We start from the raw sequence: 25,088 nt of genomic DNA on the forward strand, positions 1-25,088 counted from the left end.
CTAGAAGAAGCCCAGCTTGCGCGGGGAGTAGGACACCAGCAGGTTCTTCGTCTGCTGGTAGTGCTCCAGCATCATCTTGTGGGTCTCGCGGCCGATGCCCGACTGCTTGTAGCCGCCGAACGCCGCGTGCGCCGGGTAGGCGTGGTAGCAGTTGGTCCACACCCGCCCCGCCTGGATGGCGCGACCCGCGCGGTACGCCGTGTTCATGTCCCGCGTCCACACGCCCGCGCCCAGCCCGTACAGCGTGTCGTTGGCCGTCCTGATGGCGTCGTCGAAGCCGTCGAACGACGTCACCGACACCACCGGCCCGAAGATCTCCTCCTGGAAGATACGCATCCGGTTGTCGCCCTCGAAGATCGTCGGCTGGACGTAGTAGCCGCCCTTCAACTCGCCGTCGTGCTCCACGCGTTCACCGCCGGTGAGCACCCGGGCACCCTCCTGACGGCCGATGTCGAGGTAGGAGAGGATCTTCTCCAGCTGGTCGTTGGACGCCTGGGCGCCGATCATCGTGTCCGTGTCGAGCGGATGGCCCAGCTTGATCAGCTCGGTGCGGGCGACCGCCGCCTCCAGGAACTCCGCGTAGTGCCCCCGCTGGATCAGCGCCCGCGACGGGCACGTGCACACCTCGCCCTGGTTGAGGGCGAACATGGTGAAGCCCTCAAGTGCCTTGTCGCGGAAGTCGTCGTCCTGCGCCCAGACGTCGTCGAAGAAGATGTTCGGCGACTTGCCGCCCAGCTCCAGGGTGACCGGCTTGATGTTCTCCGAGGCGTACTGCATGATCAGCCGCCCGGTCGTGGTCTCCCCCGTGAAGGCCACCTTCGCCACCCGCGGGCTGGACGCCAGCGGCTTTCCGGCCTCCACGCCGAAGCCGTTGACCACGTTCAGCACGCCCGGCGGCAGCAGGTCCGCCACCAGGCTCAGCCAGTAGTGGATCGACGCCGGGGTCTGCTCGGCCGGTTTGAGCACTACCGCGTTGCCCGCCGCGAGCGCCGGGGCCACCTTCCAGGCCGCCATCAGCAGCGGGAAGTTCCACGGGATGATCTGCGCGACCACGCCCAGCGGCTCGTGGAAGTGGTACGCCACCGTGTCGTCGTCGACCTCGCCCAGCGAGCCCTCCTGCGCGCGGATCGCGCCCGCGAAGTAGCGGAAGTGGTCGATGGCCAGCGGGATGTCGGCCGCCAGCGTCTCCCGGACCGGCTTGCCGTTCTCCCAGCTCTCCGCCACCGCGAGCGGCTCCAGATACGCCTCCATGCGGTCGGCGATCTTCAGCAGGATCTCGGCGCGTTCCGCCACCGAGGTGCGCCCCCAGGCCGGGGCCGCCGCGTGCGCGGCGTCCAGCGCCCGCTCCACGTCCTCCGCCGTGCCCCGCGCCACCTCCGTGAACGGCTGCCCGTTCACCGGGCTGGGGTTCTCGAAGTACTGCCCCCGGGCCGGCGGCACGTACTCCCCGCCGATGAAGTGGTCGTACCGCGCCTGGTAGGAGACGATCGCGCCTTCGGTGCCGGGCGCCGCGTAACGGGTCATGCTCTGTGCCTCCCGATGAACCGCCGCCCGCCGTTGGACGGCTTCCCGACGGACGCTAGGGAGGGGGAGGTTGCGCGGACGTTGCATGGCGTGGGGGGTGGGGGGACTTGGGGGGGATTTGGCGAGCCGGGCGGGGTCGGGCCGCGCGGTGGGCCGGGCCGGGGCGGCCGGTGGCAGGCGGGGTCGGTTCGGGCGGGCGAAGGGTTGGCGGCGGGCCTGGTGGCTGACGGGGCGGCAGCGCACCCGGCGGGATTGCTACGGCGCTCGGCCGGGCGGCTACGCGCCCGGCGGGATGACGACGGCTCCCGGCAAGGCAGCTACGCGCCCGGCGGGATGACGATGGCTCCCGGCAAGGCGGCTACGCGCCCGGCGGGATGGCTACGGCGCCCGGCGGGGCGCTACGGCGCTCGGCGGGGTGGCGGCGGGCCGGGGCGTTGCACGGGTCCTCTCGCCGGGCCCGGCGGCCGCAAGCGGGCGCGGGTGAACGGTGGAGCGGCCCGGACCACCGGCGCTCCCGGCTGCGCCTGCGGCTCGACCGGGGGCGCCAACTCGGCCTCCAGCACGGCGAGGCGGGCCTTCACCGCCGTCGTCGGGCGGAGCGAGGCGAGGGCCCGCCACACCTCCAGGTCGTCCTCGCCCCAGGCCGCGTACGCCCACTCGGCCAGCAGGTCCGGGTCCTCGCGGTCGATCAGCGCGGCCCGCAGCCCGTCCGCGAGCCGCCGCCGCAGCCGGACCACTGCCGGGGCCTGGGAGGCGGGCAGCAGGGGACCGGTGTAGGCGCTCGCGGCCGCGGTGACCGCCCCGGCCGCGAGCCGCCGCTCGACCACGGCGATGTCCGACTCCACCGGCACCGTCAGCCGGTACGGCCGTGAGGCCAGCAGCCCCGGACCCAGTACCCCGCGCAGCCGGGCCAGTTCGGCCCGCAGGGTCACCGGCGGCACCGACTCGTCCTCGTACAGGGCGCACAGCAGCTCGTCGCCCGTCATGCCCTCCGGATGACAGGCCAGCAGCACCACGATCTCGCTGTGCCGGCGGCCCAGCCGTATGCCACGGCCCCCGCCGCGCAGCCGCACTTCGTCCCGGCCGAGCGCGCTCAGCTCCAGTACGTCCGCGTCGGCGGCCGAGGGCCGGGGAGCCAGCAGCGCGAGCTGGGACTCGGCGGCCCGCGCGACCGCCTGCACGAACGCCAGGCTGTGCGGATGCGCGAGCTCGTCCCCGCCGGTGATGTCCACCGCGCCCAGCACCCGCCCGGTGCGCGGATCGTGCACGGGGGCCGCCGCACAGGTCCACGGCTGCACCTGCCGGGTGAAGTGCTCCGCCGCGAACACCTGCACCGGCCGGTCCACGGCCACCGCCGTGCCCGGCGCGTTCGTGCCCATCGCGCTCTCCGCCCAGCGGGCGCCCGGCACGAAGTTCATCCGGCCCGCCTCGCGCCGGGTCGTCGGATGGCCCTCCACCCACAGCAGCCGCCCGTGCGCGTCGCAGACGGCGACCAGGTGCTCGCCGTCCAGCGCGAAGGTGCCCATCAGCTCCCGGAACAGCGGCATCACCCGCGCCAGCGGATGCGTGGCCCGGTGGGCGCCGAGGTCACCGTCCGTCAGCTCCACGTTCGCGATGCCTTCCGGCCCCACACCGGCCCGCGCCGAACGCCGCCAGGAGTCCGCCACCACGGACCGCACCGGGCGGGTCACCCGGCCCGCGTCGGTGAACGTCTCGTGCGCGCGACGCAGCCTGCGCGCGTGCTCGGCGGGGTCGGCCCCCGGTTCCAGGGCAACCCAGGGATCGGTCAACTCGGCCTCCCGGACGGCGATACGATGCGGACATCGTCACTCCGGGTGTCCGCGCCGACAACCGTTTCGACGTGGGTCACTCGATTGGATCGTCCGGGATCCGGCCACGGCGGGTGTGGGTGGCTCGAACGCGGCGGCTGTGACGGCGATCCCGGAGCGGGCCGGAACCCGCGTCTTTCCCGCCGCCCTCGGCCGAGCGGGAGTCGACCCGCTCACCGCGACCCGGCCACCCCCGCCGGATCGTCCAGCACTCCCCGCACCACCCAGTGCGCGGCCCCCAGCAGCGGTCCCTCGGGACCCAGCTCCGAGACGGACACCGGGCAGGCGGGCCCCGCGGTGCGCCGGGCCAACTCGGCCTCCAGGGAGGGCAGCAGCCAGGGCGCGAGCCCGGCCAGGGCACCGCCGAGCACCACGCCGCTCGGGTCCAGCAGATTGACGGCGCCGGTCAGGGCGATGCCCAGCGCCTCGCCCGCCTCGCGCAGCGCATGGCGTACGGCCTCGTCACCGGCGGCGGCCCGCCCGGCCAGCAGGCCGACCCGGTCCTCGCCCTGCTCCAGGCCCGAGGCCCGCAGCACCGCCTCCTCGCCGGCGTACTGCTCCAGACAGCCGCGGCCACCGCAGGCGCACTCCGGACCGTCGGGCCGGACCGGCACATGCCCGAGCTCGCCGGCGAAACCGCGGGTCCCGCGCAGGAGCTGTCCGTCCACGACCACCGCCGCGCCGATGCCGATCTCGGCCGAGACGTGCAGGAAGTCGCGCGGGGTGTCCGCGCCGAGCCAGAGTTCGGCGAGGCCGCCGAAGTTGGCCTCGTTGTCCACGGTCAGCGGGTGTTCCACGGGCAGCAGCGCGCCGAGGTCCACGTCGTGCCAGCCGAGGTTCGGGGCCCGTACGACCGTCCGGGCGTCCCGTGCCACCAGGCCGGGGACGGCCACGGCGAGGCCCGCCGGCCACAGGCCCGCGTGGTCCGCCTCGGCGACCACCTGCCGCAGCAGCGCGGTGAGTTCGGCGACGACCGGCTCGGGGGAGCGGCCCCGGTTGGTGCCGTGCCGTACCGTCCTTGCCCGCACCTGTCCGCGCAGATCGACCACGCACACCGCGAGGTGGTCCACCCCGATCTCCGCGCCGATCCCGGCCGGGCCGTGGCCGCTGACGGCGAGCGCGGAACCGGGCCGTCCCACCCGGCCGGGCCGCTCCGGGCCCAGTTCCTCCAGCAGACCGGTCCGGATCAGCTCGTCGACCAGCGTCGACACGGCTGCCCTGGTCAGCCCGATGCGGGAGGCGACCGCGGCCCGCGACAGCGACCCCTGCGCACGCACGGCGTGCATCACGCGCGCGAGATTGCGGCGGCGCATGCCCTGCTGGGTGTCGGGCAGGGCGCGCCCCGGACCGTCGGGGCGCGCTTCGTGCGGTGTTGCGGCCATGCCTCCGTCAGTCCTCGGTCCGTGCCAGTGCCGTGCCGCGGGACCTCGGCCCCGGTACGCGCCGGTGCCGTGCCCCGAGGCCTCAGCCTCGGTGCGCACCCCGCCCGAGCAGCGGGGCCGCGTCGGAGAGTACCCCGGAGATCCGGGCCAGTGTCTCCTCGTCTCGTTCCACCGCGTCGAGCACCGGCCCGCGCGTGGTGTCCCAGCGGCGGGCCACGGCGGCCGGGTCCTCGCCGGTGAGCACCCCGGCGGCCTGGGCGGCGGCCCCCAGTGCGACCGGTTCGCGAGCCTCGGGGACCCGGACGGGGCGTCCCGACAGCCGTCGCACGGTCTCCTGCCAGGCCCTGCCCCGGGCCCCGCCGCCGATCAGCAGCAGTGGCGTGGAGCGGTCCGCGTCCTGGTCGAGGACCAGGTCGAGCGCGCCGAGCAGGGAGTGCACGGCACCGTCGTAGGCCGCCTGGAGCAGCTGGCCCGCCGTGGTGTCGTGGCGCAGGCCGTGCAGCAGTCCGGTGGAGTCGGGCAGGTCCGGGGTGCGCTCGCTGTCCAGATACGGCAGGAGGGTGACGCCCGTGCCGGGTTCGACGGCCTCGCGGTCCAGGCCGAGCAGGGCGGCGACGCGGTCGACGGCCAGGGTGCAGTTGAGGGTGCAGGCCAGCGGCAGCCAGTCGCCACGCGCGTCGGCGAAGCCCGCCACCGTGCCGCTGGGGTCGGCCGGGCGGTGCGTCGAGACCGCGTACACCGTGCCGGACGTGCCGAGGCTGAGCACCGGCGTACCCGGGAGAAGCCCGAGGCCCAGGGCCGCGGCGGCGTTGTCGCCGGTGCCCGGAGCGACGAGGGTGCCCTTGGAGAAGGGCAGGTCATGGCTGTCGCGCACGGTGCCGACGACCTCGCCGGGCCGGGCCACACGCGGCAGCAGCGCGGCGTCCAGCCCCACGTGCCCGAGGATCTCGGCGTCGTACGACTCCTGTCCGGAGGCCCACCAGCCCGTGCCGGAGGCGTCGCCGCGGTCGGTGGTGGCCAGGCCGGTGAGGCGTTCGGTGAGGTAGTCGTGGGGAAGGCGCACGGCCCTGGTGGCGCGGACCGCGTCCGGCTCGTGCTCGGCGAGCCACGCCCACTTCGTGACCGTGAACGAGGCCCCGGGCACACTGCCCGTGCGCTGCGCCCAGGCCTTCGGACCGCCCAGCTCCTCCACCAGCCGGCGGGCCTGGGGGGCGGAGCGCACGTCGTTCCAGAGCAGGGCCGGGCGTACCGGTTCGCCGTGCTCGTCCAGGGTCACCAGGCCGTGCTGCTGTCCGCCGACGGAGACGGCGGCCGCCTCGTGCGCGGCGTCACCGCACTGGCGCAACGCCTCGCACAGGGCGTCCCACCACTGGCGGGGGTCGCTCTCCCGGCCCACACCGCGGGACACGGTGTGCGGAGCCTGTCCGCTCGCCACCACCTCACCGGTCGCCGCGTCGACCACCAGCGCCTTCGTGGACTGCGTGGACGTGTCCACGCCGACGACGAGCGGACCCTCGGCTGCTGACATCGGACTCTCCCTCTCGGTGCGGCTCTGCGGGATCCGACCTGCTGCTTTTCCATTGTCACCAGGACACCGTGCCCAGACCCCGGCTGCTTCTTGCCGGGCCATGGAGACCCGGATCCGCATCTCGGGGACTCCTGTTCCCTTCCCTGAGACGCGTTGGCCTACTAATTTGTAAAGTGCCATGACGAAATAGTCCGAGCAAACAAGGAGCCGTGGCATGAGCTACCAGCCCACCCCCGAGGACAGGTTCACCTTCGGCCTGTGGACCGTCGGCTGGCAGGGAAGGGACCCCTTCGGCGACGCCACCCGGCGCGCCCTCGACCCTGTCGAGACGGTGCGGCGCCTGGCCGAGCTGGGCGCGTACGGCGTGACCTTCCACGACGACGACCTGATCCCCTTCGGGTCCTCCGACACCGAGCGCGAGTCGCACATCAAGCGCTTCCGTCAGGCGCTCGACGCGACGGGCCTGACCGTGCCGATGGCCACCACCAACCTCTTCACGCACCCCGTCTTCAAGGACGGAGCCTTCACCGCCAACGATCGCGACGTGCGCCGCTACGCGCTGCGCAAGACCATCCGCAACATCGACCTGGCCGCCGAACTCGGCGCCGAGGTCTATGTCGCCTGGGGCGGCCGCGAGGGCGCCGAGTCGGGCGCCGCCAAGGATGTGCGGGTGGCCCTGGACCGCATGAAGGAGGCCTTCGACCTCCTCGGCGAGTACGTCACCTCCCAGGGCTACGACCTGCGCTTCGCCATCGAGCCCAAGCCGAACGAGCCGCGCGGCGACATCCTGCTGCCGACCGTCGGCCACGCCCTCGCCTTCATCGAGCGCCTGGAGCGGCCGGAGCTGTACGGCGTCAACCCCGAGGTCGGCCACGAGCAGATGGCCGGGCTGAACTTCCCGCACGGCATCGCCCAGGCCCTGTGGGCGGGCAAGCTCTTCCACATCGACCTCAACGGTCAGTCCGGCATCAAGTACGACCAGGACCTGCGCTTCGGCGCCGGGGATCTGCGTGCCGCCTTCTGGCTGGTCGACCTGCTGGAGAGCGCCGGTTACACCGGGCCCCGCCACTTCGACTTCAAGCCGCCGCGCACGGAGGACCTCGACGGGGTGTGGGCCTCCGCCGAGGGCTGCATGCGCAACTACCTCGTCCTCAAGGAGCGTGCGGCCGCCTTCCGGGCGGACCCGGAGGTCCGGGAGGCCCTGCGTGCCTCCCGCCTGGACGAACTGGCCCAGCCCACCGCCGAGGACGGCCTCCAGGCCCTCCTCGCCGACCGCACGGCCTTCGAGGAGTTCGACGCGGAGGCGGCCGCCGCGCGCGGGATGGCCTTCGAGCGGCTCGACCAGCTGGCCATGGATCATCTGCTGGGGGCGCGGGGCTGATCCGGACTGCTGTGACCGCTGCCGGGTCACTTCCGCGGCGGACCTGAGCCGGTCAGCCCGTCGCCGGGCGCGGGCGGCCTGCCGGCGGGGAGTCCGGCCGGGGAGGGCCGGCCGCGGCGGCGCCGCGCGCGAGGGCGTCACACAGCGCGTCGCGCAGGCGCGTCAGCCAGTCCTGCGCGGTGCCGGATATCCAGGGATGCCCGGCCTGGAATGCCGTCCAGTCGACCCGCCAGCCGGTCACCTGCTCGGGGCCGAACGCGTCGGCCCCGCCCGCCGGACCGCGCCGCAGCACCTTGCGCAACAGGCGGGGCGGCAGCCGTGTGCCCCGCGCCTCGGCGAGCAGCACGGCGTCGTAGAGGTCCTTGCCCCGTGCCCGGGTCCCGGTGGCGCTGTCGGAGCGCAGCCACAGCACCTTCCAGGCGAGCGACACCGCCGGACCGACGGTGCGTACGGCGACGGGGGCGCCGCCGTCTCCTCTGGGGACCGCCGTCCACTCGGGCGGCTCGGGCAGCTGCTCGTCGCGGGCGAAGTCGAGCCGCACCTCACCCGGCTCGCCTACCCCTTCGGCCCGCCAGGGCACGACGAGGCGGATGCCGGGCAGGTCGTACCGCGCGTACGTCCAGGTGCCGTCCGGTTGCGCCGCGTCCGCGTCCAGCAGGACGCCCGGGGCGGCTTCGGGGCGGGCCCGTATCCGGTCGAGCAGGTCCATGTACGGCGGGCTCTGCTCCGAGGTGTCCGCGTCGGCGCGCACCCAGGTGAGGCCCTCGGGCGGGAGGCGCGGGCGCTGTCCGTGGGTGCCGAACTCCTTTTCCCGCCACGGCTCGTAGCGCGCGGCCCCGTCCGCGGCCTCCGGCCACTGCTGGACGACCTCGACGCCGTCGACGTAGGGGTACGGATCGAGCGGATCGACCCGGACCGCGTCCTCCAGCACCACCCAGTCGAGGTCGGCGGGTTCCCGGGCGGCGGCCCCCACCCAGGCCGGGAGGGTCATGCTGCCGCGCAGCACGAGGGAAGCGCTCCAGGGGGCGTCCGCGACGAGCGCGAGCACATGGTCGAGCGCCGCGCGGTGGGCCGCGCGACGCTCGACGCCCGTCGCCACATGTCCTGTCACACCCACGACGCTAGCAAAGGGCACTGACAATGCCCGTTCCCCGGGCGCGCACGCCGGACACGACGTCGGGGCACTCGTGGCAAGAGGTATCGGTATGCCGAGCCGCGGCGCCGGATCAGGTCACGGTGACTCAGATGCGGTGCGGCAGGCGGACGTAGACGACCCTGGTCTCGATGCCGCTGTCCACCAGGCGGCCCTGGGCGTCGAAGGCGCCGGTGCCGTCGGTCATCCCGAAGTCGTTGTCGTTGATGACGGCGAGGGTGTCGTCGTCGACACGCGCGACGCCCTCGATCTTGCCCGGCACGCCCGCGACCGTGCCCAGGTCGACGAGGAGCCGCTTGGACAGCACGGGCACGCCGGCCGCCGCCGGGTCCTCCAGCTGCTCCAGCGCCGGGGACGTCGTCGCGTCGTCCCAGGGCCCGCCCAGGATGTTCGCGCCGCGCTCCAGACGTACGACGTGGAGCCGGGCGGTCTTGTCCGTGCGCTCCTGCACCAGCAGGCGGTTCCGGCCCACCGCGACCAGCGAGGAGATCTTGAGCTCGGAGGTGTCGTCCTCGCTCGGGTCCACGACCTCGACCGGGTCGAAGCGGTACGCGTACTCGGCGGTGATCGCCTTCTTCTCGGGCGAGAAGCGGAACAGCCGGGTGGTGCGCGAGGTGTTCCCGGAGGCGGCGTCGGGCAGCGAGAGCGGGCTCTGTACGGCGATCACCAGGTCACCGCCGGGCAGCTGGGCGAGCCCCTCGAAGCCGCGGTTGATCTTCCGGTTCAGCAGCACGGACGGCAGGGCCTCGACCACGGGGTAGTCGGCGCCGGTGAGGTTCAGGCCCTCGGGCACGTACCGCTTGAGCACCTTCCCGCGCGCGGAGACGTGCACCAGCGAGGGGCCGTACTCGTCCACCAGCCAGAAGGTCCCGTCCTCCGCGCGGACGACGCCCTCGGTGTCCAGTCCGTTCGGATTGAACGACAGCGGGGTGGAGGCGTCGTAGGAGTACGGGGCCTCGTCCCGGGACGCCTGGTTGGACAGGCCGGTGACCGGCTCGCCCGACGAGGTGGTGACCGGTATCGCCGACAGGACCTTCACGGCGTCGCCGTCGACCCGGATCCTCACGATCGCGGGGTCGAAGCCCGGCACGGGGAAGGTGCGGCGCTTGGTGCCGCCCACCTTGATCTGGCCGTTGGGCCCGCGGTCGGTGACCGTCCAGAACTCGCCCTTGCGGCCCGTCGGGTAGAGGTCGCTGCCGATGCCGCCGAGGTCCACGCCCCGGTCGTCGTCCACTGTGCCCGGCAGCAGCGCGTTGCTGAAGGCCGCGAGCGGGATGTCCCCGAGCGTGGCCGTACGGACGACACGGGCCTGGTCGCCGGAGTCCGCCGACGCGGGAACAGCGGCCGTGAGAGCGGCCAGAACGGCGAGGGGCAGCCCCGCCGCGACGGAACGCGAGACGGGGCGCCGGCCTGCGGCGTTCGGGGACATCGTGCCTCCTGGGGGCGAGTTCGCTGACAGCGGCCAGATTCGATCCCTTGGGGGAGAACGGTGCGCCACGCACGCGTAAACGCCCGGCATCGGCCCGCGGTCGGGCCGACACCGGGCGTCCGCGGCAGGGTTCCGGCCGGGCCCGGACACCCGTACGGCCCGCGGAGCAGCCGTCTTTGACCGTGCGTCAGTCCAGGTCCGGGCCGGTGCCCATCGACGCCAGCGCCGTCGCCGGATCGCGGGACACCGGGCCGCCCGGCACCCAGCGGCCCCGCTCCTTGCGGTACGGCCACCAGCCGCCCTCGTGCCCCAGCCGCAACTGGAAGGGCGCGTCGACGACGGTCCACCGGTTGCCCCGGGCCCGCAGCACGGGTCGTTCGTCCTGGTCCCAGGCAGAGTCCAGGGCGGCACGCACGCGTGCGAGCGCCCCACCCCGGACGGGCCACTCCTCCTCGCACACGGCGAGCGCCGCCGCACCCCCCAGCCGCCAGGCCCGCACCGCTACGGCCAGCGCCTCGGGCGTACGGCCCGACTCCTCCGCCAGGCGGCGCGTCACCGCACGCCCGGGGCCGGCCGCGGCGAGCCGGACGGCGTCCTCGGCGAGCGACGGTTCCGCACCGCCCCAGGGCTGTTCCGGCTCGGCCGTCAACGCCTCCGCGAGCAGCCGGTGTGCCTCCGCCGCGGCACACTCCGCCAGGAACTCCAGGGCGTCCGGGTCGACTTCGGCCGGGGCGGGCATGTCCGTGTCCAGGGACAGGGGAGTGCCCGGGGCGTCCGGCGGTTCCGGCAGGGCGGGCAGGGCGGGCAGGGCGGGCAGGATGTCCCCGGCCGTGAACGCCTCGGCGGCGTCCACCCCGTCCGGCTCCGGGGCGGCCTCGGCCGACGCGGTGCCGCGGTGTTGCAGGTCGTCGACAAGGGCCGACTCGCCGAGTCCGCGCAACAGCAGCAGCACCAGCGGGTCCTGGTCGAGGAGCAGCGCCACCTGGTAGCACAGCGCCGCCGTGTGACGGCAGTGGTCCCAGGCCCCGCAGTCGCACTCCGGGTCGAGGTCGCCGAGCCCCGGCAGCAGCTCGACTCCCGCCGCGGCGGCGTCCTCGACCAGGTGCGGCGGCATCTCGCCGTCGAGGAGCGCCGCGACGTGCCCGGCCCGCTCCACGGTCATGTCGAGGAAGCGGTCCCACCCCGCGGCGGACAGTTCCTCCAGCAGGACGTCGGCCCGGTGTGCCGTACGGTCGCGGTCCTGGACGACGGCGGTGATACGGCCCGGCCGCACCGACACCGCGCCCACACCGCCCGCGCGCGCGAGACGCCGGCCCGCCCTGAGCTGCTCCGCGTCCAGCGCCCCGTCCTCCAGCGCCTGGAGCCAGGCCCGCCCCCACCAGGTACGGGCGAAGCCGCGCCCGTGGGCGGGTGGCAGCGCGGCGAAGGTCCGCTCCGTGTCGTCCCCGTTCCTCGTCATCGCGCACCTCCGCGCAGCTCGACCAGTTCGGCCAGTTCGGCGTCGGTCAGTTCCGTCAGAGCGGCCTCGCCGGAGCCGAGGACGGCCTCCGCCAGGGCGCTCTTGCGGCTCAGCATGTCCGCGATGCGGTCCTCGATCGTGCCCTCCGCGATCAGCCGGTGCACCTGCACCGGACGCGTCTGTCCGATGCGGTACGCGCGGTCGGTGGCCTGCGCCTCCACGGCGGGGTTCCACCAGCGGTCGTAGTGCACGACATGTTCCGCGCGCGTGAGGTTCAGCCCGGTGCCCGCCGCCTTCAAGGACAGCAGGAACACCGGGACCTCACCGTCCTGGAAGCGCTGTACCAGCCGCTCGCGCTCGGCGACCGGCGTCCCGCCGTGCAGGAACTGCGTCGGCACGCCCCGTCCCGCCAGATGGCGTTCCACGAGGCGGCCCATCGCCACGTACTGCGTGAAGACCAGGACGCTCTGTCCCTCGGCCAGGATCGTGTCCAGCAGCTCGTCCAGAAGTTCCAGCTTCCCCGACCGGCCCTCGATCCGCGGCCGGTCCTCCTTGAGGAACTGCGCCGGGTGGTTGCAGATCTGCTTCAGACCGGTCAGCAGCTTCACGATGAGGCCGCGCCGCGCCATGCTGTCCGCGCCCGCGATCTCCGCCAGCGTCTCGCGCACCACCGCCTCGTACAGCCCGGTCTGTTCGCGCGTGAGCGACACCGGGCGGTCGGTCTCGGTCTTCGGCGCAGCTCGGGCGCGATCCCCGGGTCGGACTTGCGGCGGCGCAGCAGGAAGGGGCTCACCAGGCGGGAGAGCCGTTCGGCCGCGGCGGGGTCGTGGCCGCCCTCCACGGGAAGCGCGTACCGGGTGCGGAAGGTGCCGAGGCGGCCCAGCAGTCCCGGTGTCGTCCAGTCGAGGACGGCCCACAGCTCGGACAGGTTGTTCTCCACCGGGGTGCCGGTGAGCGCCACGCGCGCGCGTGCCCCGATGGACCGCAGCTCCCGCGCGGTCGACGCGTACGGGTTCTTCACGTGCTGCGCCTCGTCGGCCACGACCAGGCCCCAGGCCGTTCCGGCGAGGCGGCCTGCGTCCCGGCGCATGGTGCCGTACGTGGTGAGCACGAACTCCCCGTCGGCGAGGTCGTCGAGCTCGCGCCGGGGGCCGTGGAATCGGCGGACCGCGGTGCCCGGCGCGAACCGCTCGATCTCGCGCTGCCAGTTGCTCATCAGCGAGGTGGGACAGACGACGAGGGTCGGACCGGCCGTCGTGATGTCGGTCTGGCGGTGCAGATGCAGGGCGATCAGCGTGATCGTCTTGCCGAGTCCCATGTCGTCGGCCAGACAGGCACCCAGTCCGAGGGAGGTCGTCCGTGCCAGCCAGTCCAGCCCGCGGCGCTGGTAGTCGCGCAGGGTGGCGGCCAGCGCCGCGGGCTGGGCGACCGGCTCGTGCGGGCCCGGGTCCGTCAGCCGCTCTCGCAGGGTCGCCAGCCATCCGGTGGGCTCGACCTCGACCCTGCGGCCGTCGATCTCCACCGAGCCCGCCAGAGCGGCGCTCAGCGCGTCGACGGGCGTGATGCCACGGTCCTCGCGCGCACGGGCCCTGCGCAGCTCCTGAGGGTCGATCAGCACCCACTGGTCCCGCAGCCGTACAACGGGTCGGCCGGCCTCGGCCAGCAGATCGAGCTCCTCACGCGTGAGCCGCTGGTCGCCCACGGCGTACCGCCAGTCGAAGGAGAGCAGCGCGTCCGGGGACAGCAACGAGGGCAGCCCGGTGGAGCCCTCGCCCGGGGCCGGGCCGGGGCCGGGCGGACCCACGACCGCCCGTACGGTCAGCTCGCGGGTCAGCCCCTTCGGCCAGTGCACGTCGACGCCGGCGCCGTCCAGCGCCCGCGCGCCCTCGCCGAGCAGGTCGGTGACCTCGTCGTCGGCGAGGTCCAGTGCCGTGGGCACCGCCGCCGACAGCAGCGGCGCGAGGGGCGGCCAGGCACGTGCCGCCCGGCGCAGCGCGAGCAGGGCGTCCACACGCGCGCGTGGGCCGAGAGCGGCACCCGTCGCGTCATCGGCCGTCCACACCTCGGCGGCGTCGGCGAGCAGGGCCGGGTCGCTCACGCTGTGCACCTGCGGCACGATCCGGAAGCTCAAGGAGGTCGCCTCCACGTCCGCGGCGGTGTCGTCGAGCCCCGGCACCTCCACGCGCAGGGAGACCCGGACGCCGGCGTCGTGGCCCGCGGCGACATCGGCGGCCCAGGCCCGAAGCTCCGGCAGGTGCCGCGGCTCGCGTGCCGCGAAGGCCGGGCCGCCCGTCACGAGCGCGGCGGCGGGCGAGCGGGGGAGCGTGTCGGCGACGGCGTCCATGAAGGCGCGCAGCAGCCGCTCCGGTTCGGGCAGCCGCGGTGCGCCGGTGCCGTCCATGGGGACGGCGTGCGCCTCCGGGGGCATCGAGGCGGCCAGGCGGCGCAGAAAGGCCGTGTCCTCGGGGGCTGGCGGGGCCACGCGCCAGGCGTCGTGGCCGTCCGGGGACAGTCCGGGCAGCAGCCGCCCGCGGGCCGCCAGACGCAGCGCGAGAACGGCCGCGGTGCCCCAGAACGCCGCCGCCCGGTGCGCACCGGGGGTGACACGCGCGCGGGTGAGAACCGGCAGCGCGGCCTCGACGGGCAGCAGCAGGGCGGGCACCTCGCCCCGCTCCACACCGGCGTCGGTGCGCACGACCACGCGCAGGTCGGCGACCGCCCCGGCCGTCGCGGCGGGCGGAGTGGAACCTTCGGGTGTCCAGAAGGCCATCGTGCCGGTGCGGGCCGGGTCGCCGGGCAGGAACACGGCATGGCAGTGGGCGAGTTCGGAGATCTCGGAGGGTGTCGCGACAGACCTACTCTTCAGAGCTATGACGCATTCCTCAAACTTGACTACTGGGGTCAGGGTGGTCGAGGGTACAGGAAGCGCGCCCCTGGCCGGAGACAATGGAGAGTGTCGCGGGTCACATTGTTGCCCGGGGCGGGACTCTCCCTCAGGGTGGAGTGGGGGCGGGCTCAGGGACGTCTCAGGGTCGCGGTCCGGAACCGCGGCGGGTGCCGACCCCGTTCTCAATAACAGAGAGCGGACCCCGTTCTCACGACGGAGGACGGCTGTGGCCGCGAAGGAGGCGACAACATGTCGAGGAACGCGAAGATCGCCGTAGGAGGCGTGGCGGTCGGGCTCATCCTGCTCATCTGGCTGCCCTGGTGGGCCGCGCTGCTGATCGTGCTGGGCGTCCCGGCCGCGGCCTACCTCACGCTCGACCCGTCACAGCGGCGCCGCCTGCGCCGTGCGACCCGCAAGGAGCTCGGCCGCTGACGCGGTGACCCGGGTGCGCGGCGCGGCCGCGCACCCGTAGCGGGCCCGTCAGCTGGGACGTACGGCCATCCTGTCGAGCGCCTGCAGCAGGCCGGGCAGCTCCGGACCCCGCCCCACCGGAACGACCTCTCCCGGCATGTCGTCGAGCAGCACGAACGCGATGTCGTCGGTCCTGGCCACCAGCGACCAGCCGGGACCGTCGGCGCGCAGCGTCCGCGCGTCGCCCGGCGCGAAGGAGGAGCGCACGCGGCCCAGTGGCGGGGGCGTGTCCACGTACGCCCGAGCCTCGGCCAGCACCCGCCGCACACCGTCGCGCGCGCCGCCGGACTCCTGCCCCGCGTCGGCGGTCGTCGCGGCATCCGCGTCCGCAGCCGCCTCTGTACCCGCCTCGGCCTGTGCGGAGGCCGCGCCCGTAGCGGCGAACGCGGAGTCGTCGATCTGCTCGCGCCACAACGCCCACTGCAGCGCGACCTCGTCCGCGCCCATACGGCGCTGCGCCGGACCCCAGCCGGAGGTGTCCGGCGGGGCCAGCGGAGCCCGGTCCACGAGCTCCGCGTCGGGGTCGTGCGGCGCCGGGACACCGGGAGCCGCGACGGCGAGCGCCAGCGGCCAGCCGGGCAGCGCCGCCACGACCGTGTGCTCCGCCGGCGACAGGTCGTACTCCATGCCACAGTCCCAGGAGGCGATGGCAACGGCGACCAGCGAGACATCGTCGGTCGCGATGGTCCAACGCGCGCCCTCGCCGTCCTGGCCGAGCACCAGGCCGTACCCCTCCGCGAGCGGCGCGAGCCCGAGCGCCGCACAGGCTTCCGGATAGTCGTCGCCCAGCACGCTCGGGAACTGCGCCGGCGTCAGCAGCACCGCCGTGAGCACGTACAGTGCGTCCTCCGCGGCGGTGACGGCTTCCTCGTCCGTCCCGGACATGCCAGCCTCCCAGTGGTTCATCCCGATCGCGCGCACCCTAATGCGCGCCGGATGCCCTTGTCACGACTGCCAAAGGCATCCGGAGCTGCGATTTTCCGACGTGGCGGGACGAAACGACCGCCCTCGGCCGCCCGTCTCAGGCCGCCGGCAGCCCGAGAAGCGAGCGGGCCACCGTCGCCGGCGACTCGTCGTGCTCACGCGCGAGCGCGATCAGCGCCCGGCACGCCAGCTCGTTCACCCCGAACGACAGCGCCTCCGGCGAGACCCATCCGGACGCCTCGTCGATCCGCTCCTGGTCGTCCTCCGCGCAGGCCGTCACATACACCGCGGCGGCCTCGAAGAGGTTGTGCGGGCGCCTGTCGCGGCCGGCCTCCCGCTCCGCGCGCGGCGCCGTGACAATTCCCTGCCAGGCCTTGCGGACCTTGTCGAACATACTGACCACCTTCCCCGTGCGTCAGTTTCTTCGTGGTCGTGGACGATCCCGCTGAGCCTTTCATCTGCTCTGACTCAACGTAGAGTTGGAGCTCCGACGGCAGAAGGGGGACGACGCGGTGAAGCGCTACGACAGGCTCGAGCAGATCCGGCGGATGGACCCGCACAAGCAGGCCACCGAGATCTACCGGCTCAGCTCGGCCTACGAGTTCCCCTGGGACTCCACCCGGGCCCTGGAGCTGGCGCTGTACCGCACCTACGCGGTGCCCTCCATCGGCCGGCTGCTGGCCGAGACGGCGGAGCTGACCGACGGCACCCAGAAGCGCTACGACGACACCTCGCTGCTCCTCGACGCGGTCGTGGAGCACGGCTTCGACAGCATCCAGTCCCGCACCGCGATCCGGCGCATCAACCAGATGCACCGCAGCTACGACATCAGCAACGACGACATGCGGTACGTCCTCAGCACCTTCGTGGTGATGCCGAAGCGATGGATCGACGCCTACGCCTGGCGCAGGCTGTCGCGCCACGAGACGGTGGCCGCCACCAACCACTTCCGCACCCTCGGACGGCACATGGGCATCCGCGACATCCCGGAGACCTACGAGGAGTTCGCGGACCTGCTCGACAGCTACGAGGCCGCCCACTTCCGCTGGGACGAGAAGGCGCGCGGCGTCTCCGACGCCACCCTCGACCTGATGGCCTCCTGGTATCCGCGCCCCCTCACGCCCGTGCTGCGCACCGCGACGCTCGCGCTCCTGGACGAGCCGCTGCTGCGTGCCTTCCGCTACACGCCCCCTTCCGCCTCTGCGCGTACGCTCGTGCGCCGGGCGGTGCGGCTGCGCGGGCGTGCCGTCCGGCTGCTGCCCCCGCGCCGCGCACCCCACTTCGCGCGGCAGAACTGGGAGATCAAGGGCTACCCCGACGGCTATGAGGTGAACGAACTGGGCACCTGGCCGGTTCCCGGAATGCGCGGCTGCCCTGTGCGGCACCTGGACGGTTCGGGCGCCGAGTGAGCGGGGCGCGGGTCCGTGGGCGGTTCGGGCCGTGTGTGAGCGGGGTGCGGGTCCGTGGGCGGTTCGGGCCCCGTGTGAGCCGGGTGGGGACCGTGGGGGGTTCAGGTTCCGAGTGAGCCGAGTGTGGCGCGCAGCCAGGTGAGTTCGGTCCTGGACGTGGCGCGCGCGATGGTGAGGATGCCCTGCCGGAAGGGGTCGTCCAGCTCCTCGGCGGGCAGCGGCCGGTCCCCGTCGTAGAAGAAACTCGCGGGCTGCTCCAGGAAGTCCAGCCTGCGGCGCAGCACGGCCGCCTGGGCGTCCCGGTCCTCCAGGTGCCGCAGGAAGGCGAGCACCGTGAACCAGCGGTTCTCGTCGCTGATGTCGAGCGGGTCGGGTTCGGCCAGCCTGCGTCGCAGTTCGTCGCGGCCCGCCTCGGTCAGGGACAGGACGTGCCGTGGGGCGGCTCCCGCGCCGGGCTCCAGCGCGCGTTCCAGCAGTCCGGCCTTCTCCAGGCGCTTGATGGCCGGATAGAGCGTGCTCTCCGCGACGGGACGGACGTGCCCGGTCAGGGCCGTGATCCGCTTGCGCAGCTCATAGCCGTGCAGCGGGGCGTCGTACAGGAATCCGAGGATGGCCAGCTCCAGCATGTCCGCATTCTGTCACCCGCGTACATCGGTGACGGGGTACCTCGGTGAGGGAGTGTCCTGAGGAAGGGGTATATCGGTTCTGCAATACATCGGTGGCGAGGTACTACGTCGCCGATGTATTGTTCTGGAGTGCCGCGGAGGAGCGGCGCGGTGGCCGGAAGGGGGAGCGTGCGATGCGTCAGGCGGAGTTCGACAGCAAGGGGCACTGCGTCCGGTGGACGGAGGCGCCCGGGGAGGAACCCGCGCGTGTGTACGTGCACGGGCTGGGGTCGGTCTCATCGGTCTACCACGCCCATATCGCTGCGCGGCCGGAGCTCGTGGGGCGCCGCAGCCTGTTCGTCGACCTGCCCGGACACGGCATCAGCGACCGGCCCGAAGGCTTCTCCTACACCCTGGAGGCCCATGCCGGCGCCCTCGCCGCGGCACTCGACGCGGCAGGTGTGCGCGGCGCCGAACTGATCGCGCACAGCATGGGTGGAGCGGTCGCGATCGTCCTCACGCACCGCAGGCCCGACCTGGTGTCCCGGCTGGTGCTCACCGAGGCCAACCTCGACGCCCACCCGCCGGTCACCGCGGGCAGCAGTGGCATCGCCGGCTGGACGGAGGACGCCTTCGTCGACCACGGCCACGCGCGCGTGCTGGAGGAAGTGGGCCCTGTGTGGGCGGCCACGATGCGGCTGGCGGACCCGCGCGCCCTGCACCGCTCCGCGGCCGGGCTCATGGCCGGATCCACGCCGGTCATGCGTACCCTCCTGGAGCAGGCCCCCGTCGAACGCGTCTACCTCCAGGGTGGGCTGAGCGGCGAACTGGCGGGCCGCGAAGCGCTCGAAGCGACCGGGGTCCGCGTGCTGACCGTGCCGGGCGCCGGGCACAACGTCATGTTCGACAACCCCGAGGCCTTCGTGGCCGCGGTCGCCGGACGCGCCTGAGGGTCGGCCGGCACGCCCTGAGGCTCAGTCGGCACGCACCGCCAGGGCGAGGAAGCGGGCGTCCTCGTCGATGTACGACGTCATGTGCCACCCCGAACGTGCCAGCAGCGGGCGGAGGTTGGGTTCGCCGCGCAGATCGTCCGGAGTGATCCGCCGCCCCTGCCGAGCGGCCAGGGCGGCCCGCCCGATGGGATGGAACAGGGCCAGCACGCCGCCGGGGCGCACCACGCGCCGCAACTCCCGCAGGTTCCGCTCCGGTTCGGGCAGATGGGCGATGAGACCGGCGCCGAACACTGCGTCGAGCGAGCCCGAGCGCAGCGGGAGAGCGGCGACGTCGGCGAGCAGCAGCCGCCCGTCACGGTCCCGACCGGCCGCCACGGCGGCCGCCAGCATGGCCGGGGTGAGGTCGGCGCCCAGGACCACTCCCGACGCGCCCACGGCCGCGCGCAGCGGCGGCAGCGCCCGTCCGGTGCCGCATCCCGCGTCGAGCACGCGGCCGCCCTCGCGCAGGCCGAGCTCGGCGACGGCGGCCGCGTAGGCCGGGCCGTCGTCCGGGAAGCGCGCGTCCCAGTCGGCGGCGCGGGCCGTGAAGAACTCCTGGACGTGCCTGCGGTCATCGCTCATGTCCGGCATGATCTCTCACCGGTCCGGACGATGCCCGGCGCGCATGTTCGAGCGGCATGCGATCGTTCCGGAACATCTCTTCGTCATATTCCAACACCTTTCGAAATGCGCCCCCTTTGTGCGTCCATGCCCCGACTAGCGTCCCTGGGCCATGGGACACCTGGACCACGCCACCTTCGGCTGGCTGACCCCCGCGCTGTCGTACGCGATGGCCTGCACAGGCGCCGCACTCGGGCTGCGATGCACCGTGCGCGCCCTCGGTGCGACCGGACGCTCGCGCCGCAACTGGCTCTTGACGGCCGCCTCGGCCATCGGTACCGGCATCTGGACGATGCACTTCGTGGCCATGCTCGGCTTCGGCGTCCACGGCACCGACATCCGCTACGACGTGCCACTGACGATCCTCAGCCTGCTCGTCGCCATGGCCGTCGTCAGCGCCGGAGTGTTCGCCGTCGGCCACAGCCCCGAGCGGGGCCGAGCACTCCTGATCGGCGGCCTCACCACCGGCCTGGGCGTGGCGAGCATGCACTACCTGGGCATGGCTGCCGTACGGCTGCACGGTGATGTGACCTACGACCCGGTCATGGTCGGACTCTCCGTCCTGATCGCCGTGGTCGCGGCGACCGTGGCCCTGTGGGCGGCACTGAACATCAAGTCGCCCGTCGCCGTCACCGTCGCCTCGCTCGTCATGGGAGCGGCGGTCAGCAGCATGCACTACACCGCGATGTTCGCGGTGAGCGTGCGCGTCACGCCCTCCGGTGAGGTGCTGCCCGGGGCCACGGCGATGCAGTTCATCTTCCCCCTCGCCGTCGGCCTCGGGTCCTACCTCTTCCTGACCTCCGCCTTCGTCGCGCTCTCGCCCACGGCGGGCGAGCGCGAGGCGACCGCCTCGGCCCAGCGGCCAGTGGAACTCACCCACTGAGCCGGCCGTCCGCGGCAGCGCCCCCGCGGCACGCCCCGAACCCCTTCCGAGCGAGGAGGCCATGCGTACACCCCGCAGTCCCCGAACGGCAGGCGACGAGCCGCCGCCCCCGACGCCGCATCGCGGTCGCCGTGCACACGCCGGACTCCCGGCCGACGAGGAACCCCACCCCGATGCGAACCACACACCGAGAAGCGCGCCCACGCGCGCGGGACGCCGGCGGATACGCCCGCGCACCGTGCGCGCCAAGATCGTCTGCCTGCTGATGGTGCCGGTGATCTCACTGCTCGCCCTGTGGGCGTACGCCACCGTGTCCACCGCCCAGGACGTGTCCCGTCTGCGTCAGTCGCAGCGCGTGGACTCCCAGATCCGCACTCCCGTCGCCCTCGCGGTCACCGCGCTCCAGGCCGAGCGCGCCGCGGCGGTGGCCCACGCGGGTGCCCCGTCCGCCGGCCGCGGCACCGGCCTCGACCAGCTCGCCCGGAACACCGACCGGGCCGTCGCCCCACTGCGGCTCGGCGGCCGCAACACCGTCGCCGACAGCCAGGAACTGCCCTCCGCGGTCGCCCGGCGCCTGGAGGCGTTCGTCACCGGTGCCGAACAGCTGAGTGAGCTGCGCACCGAGCTGGGAGCCGGACGGGTCGGCTGGCGGGAGACCTATGAGCTCTACACCCGCAGCATCACGGACGCCTTCGCCGTCGACGGAGCCCTCAGCGGTATCCAGGACGCCGAACTCGGCTCCGACGCGCGCGTGCTGCTGGAGTTCTCCCGCGCGGGAGAGGCACTGGCCCGCGAGGACGTGCTGCTGGACGGCGCGCGCCTGACCAAGAACCTCTCCGGCGAGCGGCTGCGCCTGTTCACCGGCGCCGTCGAAACCCGCCGCGCCCTGACCGAGGCCGCCGTGACCGATCTGCGCGGCCCGGAACACGACGCCTGGCAAGAGCTCGCCGACTCCGACGCCTACGCGGCGGTCGCGGCCATGGAGGACGGGATCCTCACCTCGGCACCGGGCGGCAAGGCCCTCTCGGCCGCCCCCGAGAACGCGTGGCGGCCGGCCCACGCGCGCGTGCGGAGCGCCATTCGGAGCATCGAGCAGGACGCCGCCCGGGACGTCGCCGACCGCGCGGACCCCTTCACCCGCGGACTGCTCACCCCCGCCGGAGCGGCCGTGCTGTTCGGACTCGCCGCCGTCGCCGCGTCCCTGGTCATCTCGGTGCGCATCGGCCGCGGGCTGGTCGTCGAACTGGTCGCCCTGCGCAACAGCGCCCTGGAGATCGCCCGGAGGAAGCTCCCCGAGGCCATGAGCAGACTGCGCGCGGGGGAGGAGATCGACATCGGCTCGGAGGCACCGGCGGGACCGCGCGCCGAGGACGAGGCCGGACAGGTCGCCGAAGCCCTCGGCACGGTCCACCGGGCCGCCCTGCGCGCCGCCGTGGAGCGCGCCGAGCTCGCCAGCGGCATCTCCGGCGTCTTCGTCAACCTCGCCCGGCGCAGCCAGATCCTCGTCCACCGCCAGCTGACCCTGCTCGACAGCATGGAACGCCGCTCGGAGGACCCGAACGAGCTCAGCGACCTCTTCCGGCTGGACCATCTCACGACCCGCATGCGGCGCCACGCGGAGAGCCTGATCATCCTCTCCGGCGCGGCACCCGGCCGGGCCTGGCGCATGCCGGTCTCCCTGACCAATGTGATCCGCGCGGCCGTCTCGGAAGTCGAGGACTACGCGCGCGTGGAGGTACGGCAGCTTCCCGAGGCGGCCGTGGTCGGCGCGGCCGTCGCCGACCTCACCCATCTGCTGGCCGAACTCGTCGAGAACGCGGCCCAGTTCTCCCCGCCGCACACGCGCGTGCGCGTCACCGGCGAACCCGTGGGCAACGGATACGCCATCGAGGTCGAGGACCGCGGCCTGGGCATGGGCAAGGAGGCCCTCGTCGAGGCCAACCGGCGCATCGCGCAGTCCGAGTCCCTCGATCTGTTCGACAGCGACCGGCTCGGCCTGTTCGTGGTGAGCAGGCTGGCGGCCCGGCACAGCGTCAAGGTCCACCTCAAGCCCTCGCCCTACGGCGGCACCACGGCCGTGGTCCTGCTGCCCGTGGCGCTGTTGCACAGCGGTGCGGCGGAACGATCCGGCAACGAGGTCGCGAAAGCGCCGCGACCCGCCGAACCCGAGTACGCGCGCGTGCCCGGCGGCCCGCGGCACAGGGAAGTCGCCGCACCGGCCGGCGGGCATGCCCAGGCAGCGGGCGGGCAGCCGGGCCCGCGGCACCAGGAAGCCGCCGGACCGGCCGGCCCGCGGCACCAGGACGCCGCCGGGCGGACCGGCGACCGTCCCGCCCTGACCGTTACCCCCGCCCGGCACTCCGCCCCCGGGTGTCACGGCGCCGCGCCCGCCCCGCCCGCCCGACGAGCAGGAGCGCATCGAGGACCTGCCGCGCCGGGTCCGCCAGGCCTCGCTCGCGCCCCAGCTGCGCGAGGCACCCCGGCAGCCCGCCCGGCAGACCGGCCCCCGAGCCGACGACCAGCGCACCCCCGAGCTCGTCCGGGACCGCATGGCCGCCTACCGCGACGGCTGGGCGCGCGGCGGCGGCAGACAACCCGGCACCCGCGCCGTCCCGCCCCACCGCGCAGCCGGCGACAGCAGCGAAGGAGACCCCGCATGATGCAGGACCCGAGCATGAGCACCGCCCAGCGGTCCGGCGAACTCGACTGGCTCCTGGACGACCTGGTGCTGCGCGTGCGCGAGGTGCGGCACGCCGTGGTGCTCTCCAACGACGGACTCCCCGTGGGCGCCTCCAGCGACCTCAGCCGCGAGGACGCCGAGCACCTCGCCGCGGTCTCCTCCGGCTTCCACAGCCTCGCCAAGGGCACGGGACGGCACTTCGGCGCCGGAGGCGTGCGCCAGACCATGGTGGAGATGGACGACGGCTTCCTGTTCGTGGCCGCCGCCGGCGACGGCTCCTGCCTCGCCCTCCTCACCGCCGCGACCGCGGACATCGGCCTGGTGGCCTACGAGATGGCGCGACTGGTCCGGCGTGTCGGCGAGCACCTCTACACGCCGCCGCGCGCCGCCGCACAGCCGCCCTCCGCGGGATGACGCGGTCCGCGACGATGACCGACGACTCGTGGAGCGCCCCGCGCGCGCGGAGCAGCCAGTGGTACGACGTCGAGGCCGGCCCGCTCGTGCGCCCGTACGCCATGACCGGCGGTCGGACGAGGCCCGGTCCCAGCGGGGTGCGCTTCGACCTGATCGCCCTCGTCACGCTCGACCCGGCCGCGCCCGGGACCGAGGACGCCGACGACCTCGGGCCCGAACACCGGGCACTGACGGAGCTGTGCCGAACGGAGACACAGTCCGTCGCCGAACTCGCCGCCGGGGCCGACCTTCCCGTCGGCGTGGTCCGGGTGCTCCTGGGCGACCTCCTGGAACTCGGCCGCGTCACCGTCACCCGGCCCGTACCGCCCGCGCAACTGCCCGACGAGCGGATTCTGCGCGAGGTGATCGCGGGGCTGCGGGCGCTGTAGCGAACCCGGGAGCGGGCACAGGGAAAGAGGCATCTCCGACACCGCCCGCATGAGATTCCGAAAGCCATACGGACGCGGCCCACCACCGATCTGTGAACCAACCGGGCACCGAAGGGGTCCCGGGCGGTCACAACGGTCGATATCCTGTCAACCCTTCGAACACGGCCCGCACTTGTCATCATGCTGACTTCGCACATCCGTACCGAAGCCGCGCGCCCGCACCGTCCGGGCCCCGAACTCCCCCCACGACGACCGTTTTCCGGAACTCCCGAGAGAAGTGATCCATGGTCTCCGAGCACTCCGACGTCACGGGCGACGAGACGGCCGCGCTGGCGCTGAAGATTCTGGTCGCCGGCGGCTTCGGCGTCGGCAAGACCACCCTGGTCGGCGCCGTCAGCGAGATCAGGCCGCTGCGCACCGAGGAACTGCTCAGCCAGGCAGGCCGTTCGGTGGACGACACCGACGGCGTCGACCAGAAGGTCACCACCACCGTCGCCATGGACTTCGGCCGGATCACCATCCGCTCCGGGCTGTCCCTCTACCTTTTCGGCACCCCGGGCCAGGACCGCTTCTGGTTCCTGTGGGACGAGTTGTCACAGGGGGCGCTGGGGGCCGTGGTCCTCGCCGACACGCGGCGTCTGGAGGACTGCTTCCCGGCCGTCGACTACTTCGAGCACCGGCACATCCCCTTCGTGGTCGCCGTCAACTGCTTCACGGGCGCCCGCGCCCACACCGTCGGTGACGTCTCACGTGCCCTCGATCTCGACCAGGGCACACCGGTGGTGCTGTGCGACGCCCGTGACAAGGACTCCGGGAAGGAGGTGCTCATCCGGCTCGTCGAGTACGCCGGGCGGATGCACACCGCCCGGCTGCTGGACTCCGTGACCTGACCCCGGATCGGCCCGGGCTCCCTGAGCCGGGCTGAGCCAGGGTCGGCTCGTGGGCTTCGTGAGCCGGGCTGAGCCCGGGTCGGCCCGTGGGCTCCGTGAACTGGGCTGAGCCAGGGTCGGCTCGTGGGCTTCGTGAGCCGGGCTGAGCCCGGGTCGGCCCGTGGGCTCCGTGAACTGGGCTGAGCCAGGGTCGGCTCGT

Annotated in this window: 18 protein-coding genes and 3 pseudogenes; 9 read left to right on the forward strand and 12 right to left on the reverse strand. The window is 73.6% G+C overall.

What is annotated here, in order from left to right; translation table 11 throughout:
* The 4 genes from ABZZ79_RS18690 to xylB form a co-directional block, all read right to left on the reverse strand.
* Window positions 1-1,524, reverse strand: a complete 1,524-nt coding sequence (locus ABZZ79_RS18690; protein ID WP_356690022.1) for an aldehyde dehydrogenase family protein — start codon at window positions 1,522-1,524, stop codon at window positions 1-3.
* 398 nt (window positions 1,525-1,922) lie between these two features.
* Window positions 1,923-3,314, reverse strand: a complete 1,392-nt coding sequence (locus ABZZ79_RS18695) for a GAF domain-containing protein (protein ID WP_356690023.1) — start codon at window positions 3,312-3,314, stop codon at window positions 1,923-1,925.
* A gap of 212 nt (window positions 3,315-3,526) precedes the next feature.
* Window positions 3,527-4,735: an ROK family transcriptional regulator gene (locus ABZZ79_RS18700; protein ID WP_356690024.1), complete on the reverse strand. Its 1,209-nt coding sequence runs from the start codon at window positions 4,733-4,735 to the stop codon at window positions 3,527-3,529.
* Between the two features lie 82 nt (window positions 4,736-4,817).
* On the reverse strand, window positions 4,818-6,263 hold the full coding sequence (gene xylB, locus ABZZ79_RS18705; RefSeq protein WP_356690025.1) for a xylulokinase: 1,446 nt from the start codon (window positions 6,261-6,263) through the stop codon (window positions 4,818-4,820).
* Between the two features lie 214 nt (window positions 6,264-6,477).
* Between xylB and xylA the strand changes: the two genes are divergently transcribed.
* The gene (gene xylA / locus ABZZ79_RS18710) at window positions 6,478-7,644 is read left to right on the forward strand and encodes a xylose isomerase (protein ID WP_356690026.1); all 1,167 of its coding nucleotides are present in this window, start codon (window positions 6,478-6,480) and stop codon (window positions 7,642-7,644) included.
* Between the two features lie 52 nt (window positions 7,645-7,696).
* On the opposite strand, the gene ABZZ79_RS18715 is transcribed toward xylA, so the two are convergent.
* The 4 genes and pseudogenes from ABZZ79_RS18715 to ABZZ79_RS18730 all read right to left on the reverse strand — a co-directional run bounded on the left by ABZZ79_RS18715 (window position 7,697) and on the right by ABZZ79_RS18730 (window position 14,455).
* Window positions 7,697-8,755 (reverse strand): nucleotidyl transferase AbiEii/AbiGii toxin family protein, encoded by a 1,059-nt coding sequence (locus ABZZ79_RS18715; protein ID WP_356690027.1) that lies wholly within the window; start codon window positions 8,753-8,755, stop codon window positions 7,697-7,699.
* A gap of 130 nt (window positions 8,756-8,885) precedes the next feature.
* The gene (locus ABZZ79_RS18720) at window positions 8,886-10,226 is read right to left on the reverse strand and encodes an esterase-like activity of phytase family protein (protein WP_356690028.1); all 1,341 of its coding nucleotides are present in this window, start codon (window positions 10,224-10,226) and stop codon (window positions 8,886-8,888) included.
* A 187-nt stretch (window positions 10,227-10,413) separates the two neighbouring features.
* Window positions 10,414-11,685: an SWF or SNF family helicase gene (locus tag ABZZ79_RS18725; protein ID WP_356690029.1), complete on the reverse strand. Its 1,272-nt coding sequence runs from the start codon at window positions 11,683-11,685 to the stop codon at window positions 10,414-10,416.
* A pseudogene (locus tag ABZZ79_RS18730) lies at window positions 11,682-14,455 on the reverse strand (DEAD/DEAH box helicase). The gene ABZZ79_RS18725 and the pseudogene ABZZ79_RS18730 overlap by 4 nt, the downstream one beginning before the upstream one ends.
* 366 nt (window positions 14,456-14,821) lie before the next feature.
* On the opposite strand from ABZZ79_RS18730, the gene ABZZ79_RS18735 reads away from it, so the two are divergent.
* Window positions 14,822-15,004: a hypothetical protein gene (locus ABZZ79_RS18735; protein ID WP_356690030.1), complete on the forward strand. Its 183-nt coding sequence runs from the start codon at window positions 14,822-14,824 to the stop codon at window positions 15,002-15,004.
* A 48-nt stretch (window positions 15,005-15,052) separates the two neighbouring features.
* Here the strand turns inward: ABZZ79_RS18735 and ABZZ79_RS18740 are convergent, their stop codons facing one another.
* Window positions 15,053-15,928: a hypothetical protein gene (locus ABZZ79_RS18740; RefSeq protein WP_356690031.1), complete on the reverse strand. Its 876-nt coding sequence runs from the start codon at window positions 15,926-15,928 to the stop codon at window positions 15,053-15,055.
* Between the two features lie 136 nt (window positions 15,929-16,064).
* A complete protein-coding gene (locus ABZZ79_RS18745) occupies window positions 16,065-16,361 on the reverse strand; it encodes a hypothetical protein (protein WP_356690032.1) in 297 nt (98 codons plus the stop codon).
* 118 nt (window positions 16,362-16,479) lie between these two features.
* On the opposite strand from ABZZ79_RS18745, the gene ABZZ79_RS18750 reads away from it, so the two are divergent.
* Window positions 16,480-17,376, forward strand: coding sequence for an oxygenase MpaB family protein (locus tag ABZZ79_RS18750; RefSeq protein ID WP_356690033.1), 897 nt, complete (start codon window positions 16,480-16,482; stop codon window positions 17,374-17,376).
* 101 nt (window positions 17,377-17,477) lie between these two features.
* Here the strand turns inward: ABZZ79_RS18750 and ABZZ79_RS18755 are convergent, their stop codons facing one another.
* A complete protein-coding gene (locus ABZZ79_RS18755) occupies window positions 17,478-18,002 on the reverse strand; it encodes a PadR family transcriptional regulator (RefSeq protein ID WP_356690034.1) in 525 nt (174 codons plus the stop codon).
* A 173-nt stretch (window positions 18,003-18,175) separates the two neighbouring features.
* On the opposite strand from ABZZ79_RS18755, the gene ABZZ79_RS18760 reads away from it, so the two are divergent.
* Complete coding sequence (locus ABZZ79_RS18760) at window positions 18,176-18,931, forward strand: alpha/beta hydrolase (RefSeq protein ID WP_356690035.1); 756 nt, start codon at window positions 18,176-18,178, stop codon at window positions 18,929-18,931.
* 24 nt (window positions 18,932-18,955) lie between these two features.
* Here the strand turns inward: ABZZ79_RS18760 and ABZZ79_RS18765 are convergent, their stop codons facing one another.
* A complete protein-coding gene (locus ABZZ79_RS18765) occupies window positions 18,956-19,555 on the reverse strand; it encodes a class I SAM-dependent methyltransferase (protein WP_356690036.1) in 600 nt (199 codons plus the stop codon).
* Between the two features lie 151 nt (window positions 19,556-19,706).
* Between ABZZ79_RS18765 and ABZZ79_RS18770 the strand changes: the two genes are divergently transcribed.
* The 5 genes and pseudogenes from ABZZ79_RS18770 (at window position 19,707) to ABZZ79_RS18790 (ending at window position 24,889) form a co-directional block, all read left to right on the forward strand.
* Window positions 19,707-20,477 carry an MHYT domain-containing protein gene (locus ABZZ79_RS18770; RefSeq protein WP_356690037.1) on the forward strand — a complete coding sequence of 257 codons (771 nt, stop codon included), beginning with the start codon at window positions 19,707-19,709 and terminating at the stop codon, window positions 20,475-20,477.
* Between the two features lie 61 nt (window positions 20,478-20,538).
* Window positions 20,539-23,137 (forward strand): annotated as a pseudogene (locus ABZZ79_RS18775) (nitrate- and nitrite sensing domain-containing protein).
* 53 nt (window positions 23,138-23,190) lie between these two features.
* Window positions 23,191-23,571, forward strand: a pseudogene (locus ABZZ79_RS18780) (roadblock/LC7 domain-containing protein); the annotation flags it as partial.
* Between the two features lie 14 nt (window positions 23,572-23,585).
* On the forward strand, window positions 23,586-23,999 hold the full coding sequence (locus tag ABZZ79_RS18785; RefSeq protein WP_356690038.1) for a DUF742 domain-containing protein: 414 nt from the start codon (window positions 23,586-23,588) through the stop codon (window positions 23,997-23,999).
* A gap of 284 nt (window positions 24,000-24,283) precedes the next feature.
* Window positions 24,284-24,889: an ATP/GTP-binding protein gene (locus ABZZ79_RS18790; RefSeq protein WP_356690039.1), complete on the forward strand. Its 606-nt coding sequence runs from the start codon at window positions 24,284-24,286 to the stop codon at window positions 24,887-24,889.
* Window positions 24,890-25,088 lie beyond the last annotated feature (199 nt).

The sequence above is a fragment of the Streptomyces sp. NPDC006458 genome, from assembly GCF_040612135.1.
Taxonomy (GTDB): domain Bacteria; phylum Actinomycetota; class Actinomycetes; order Streptomycetales; family Streptomycetaceae; genus Streptomyces.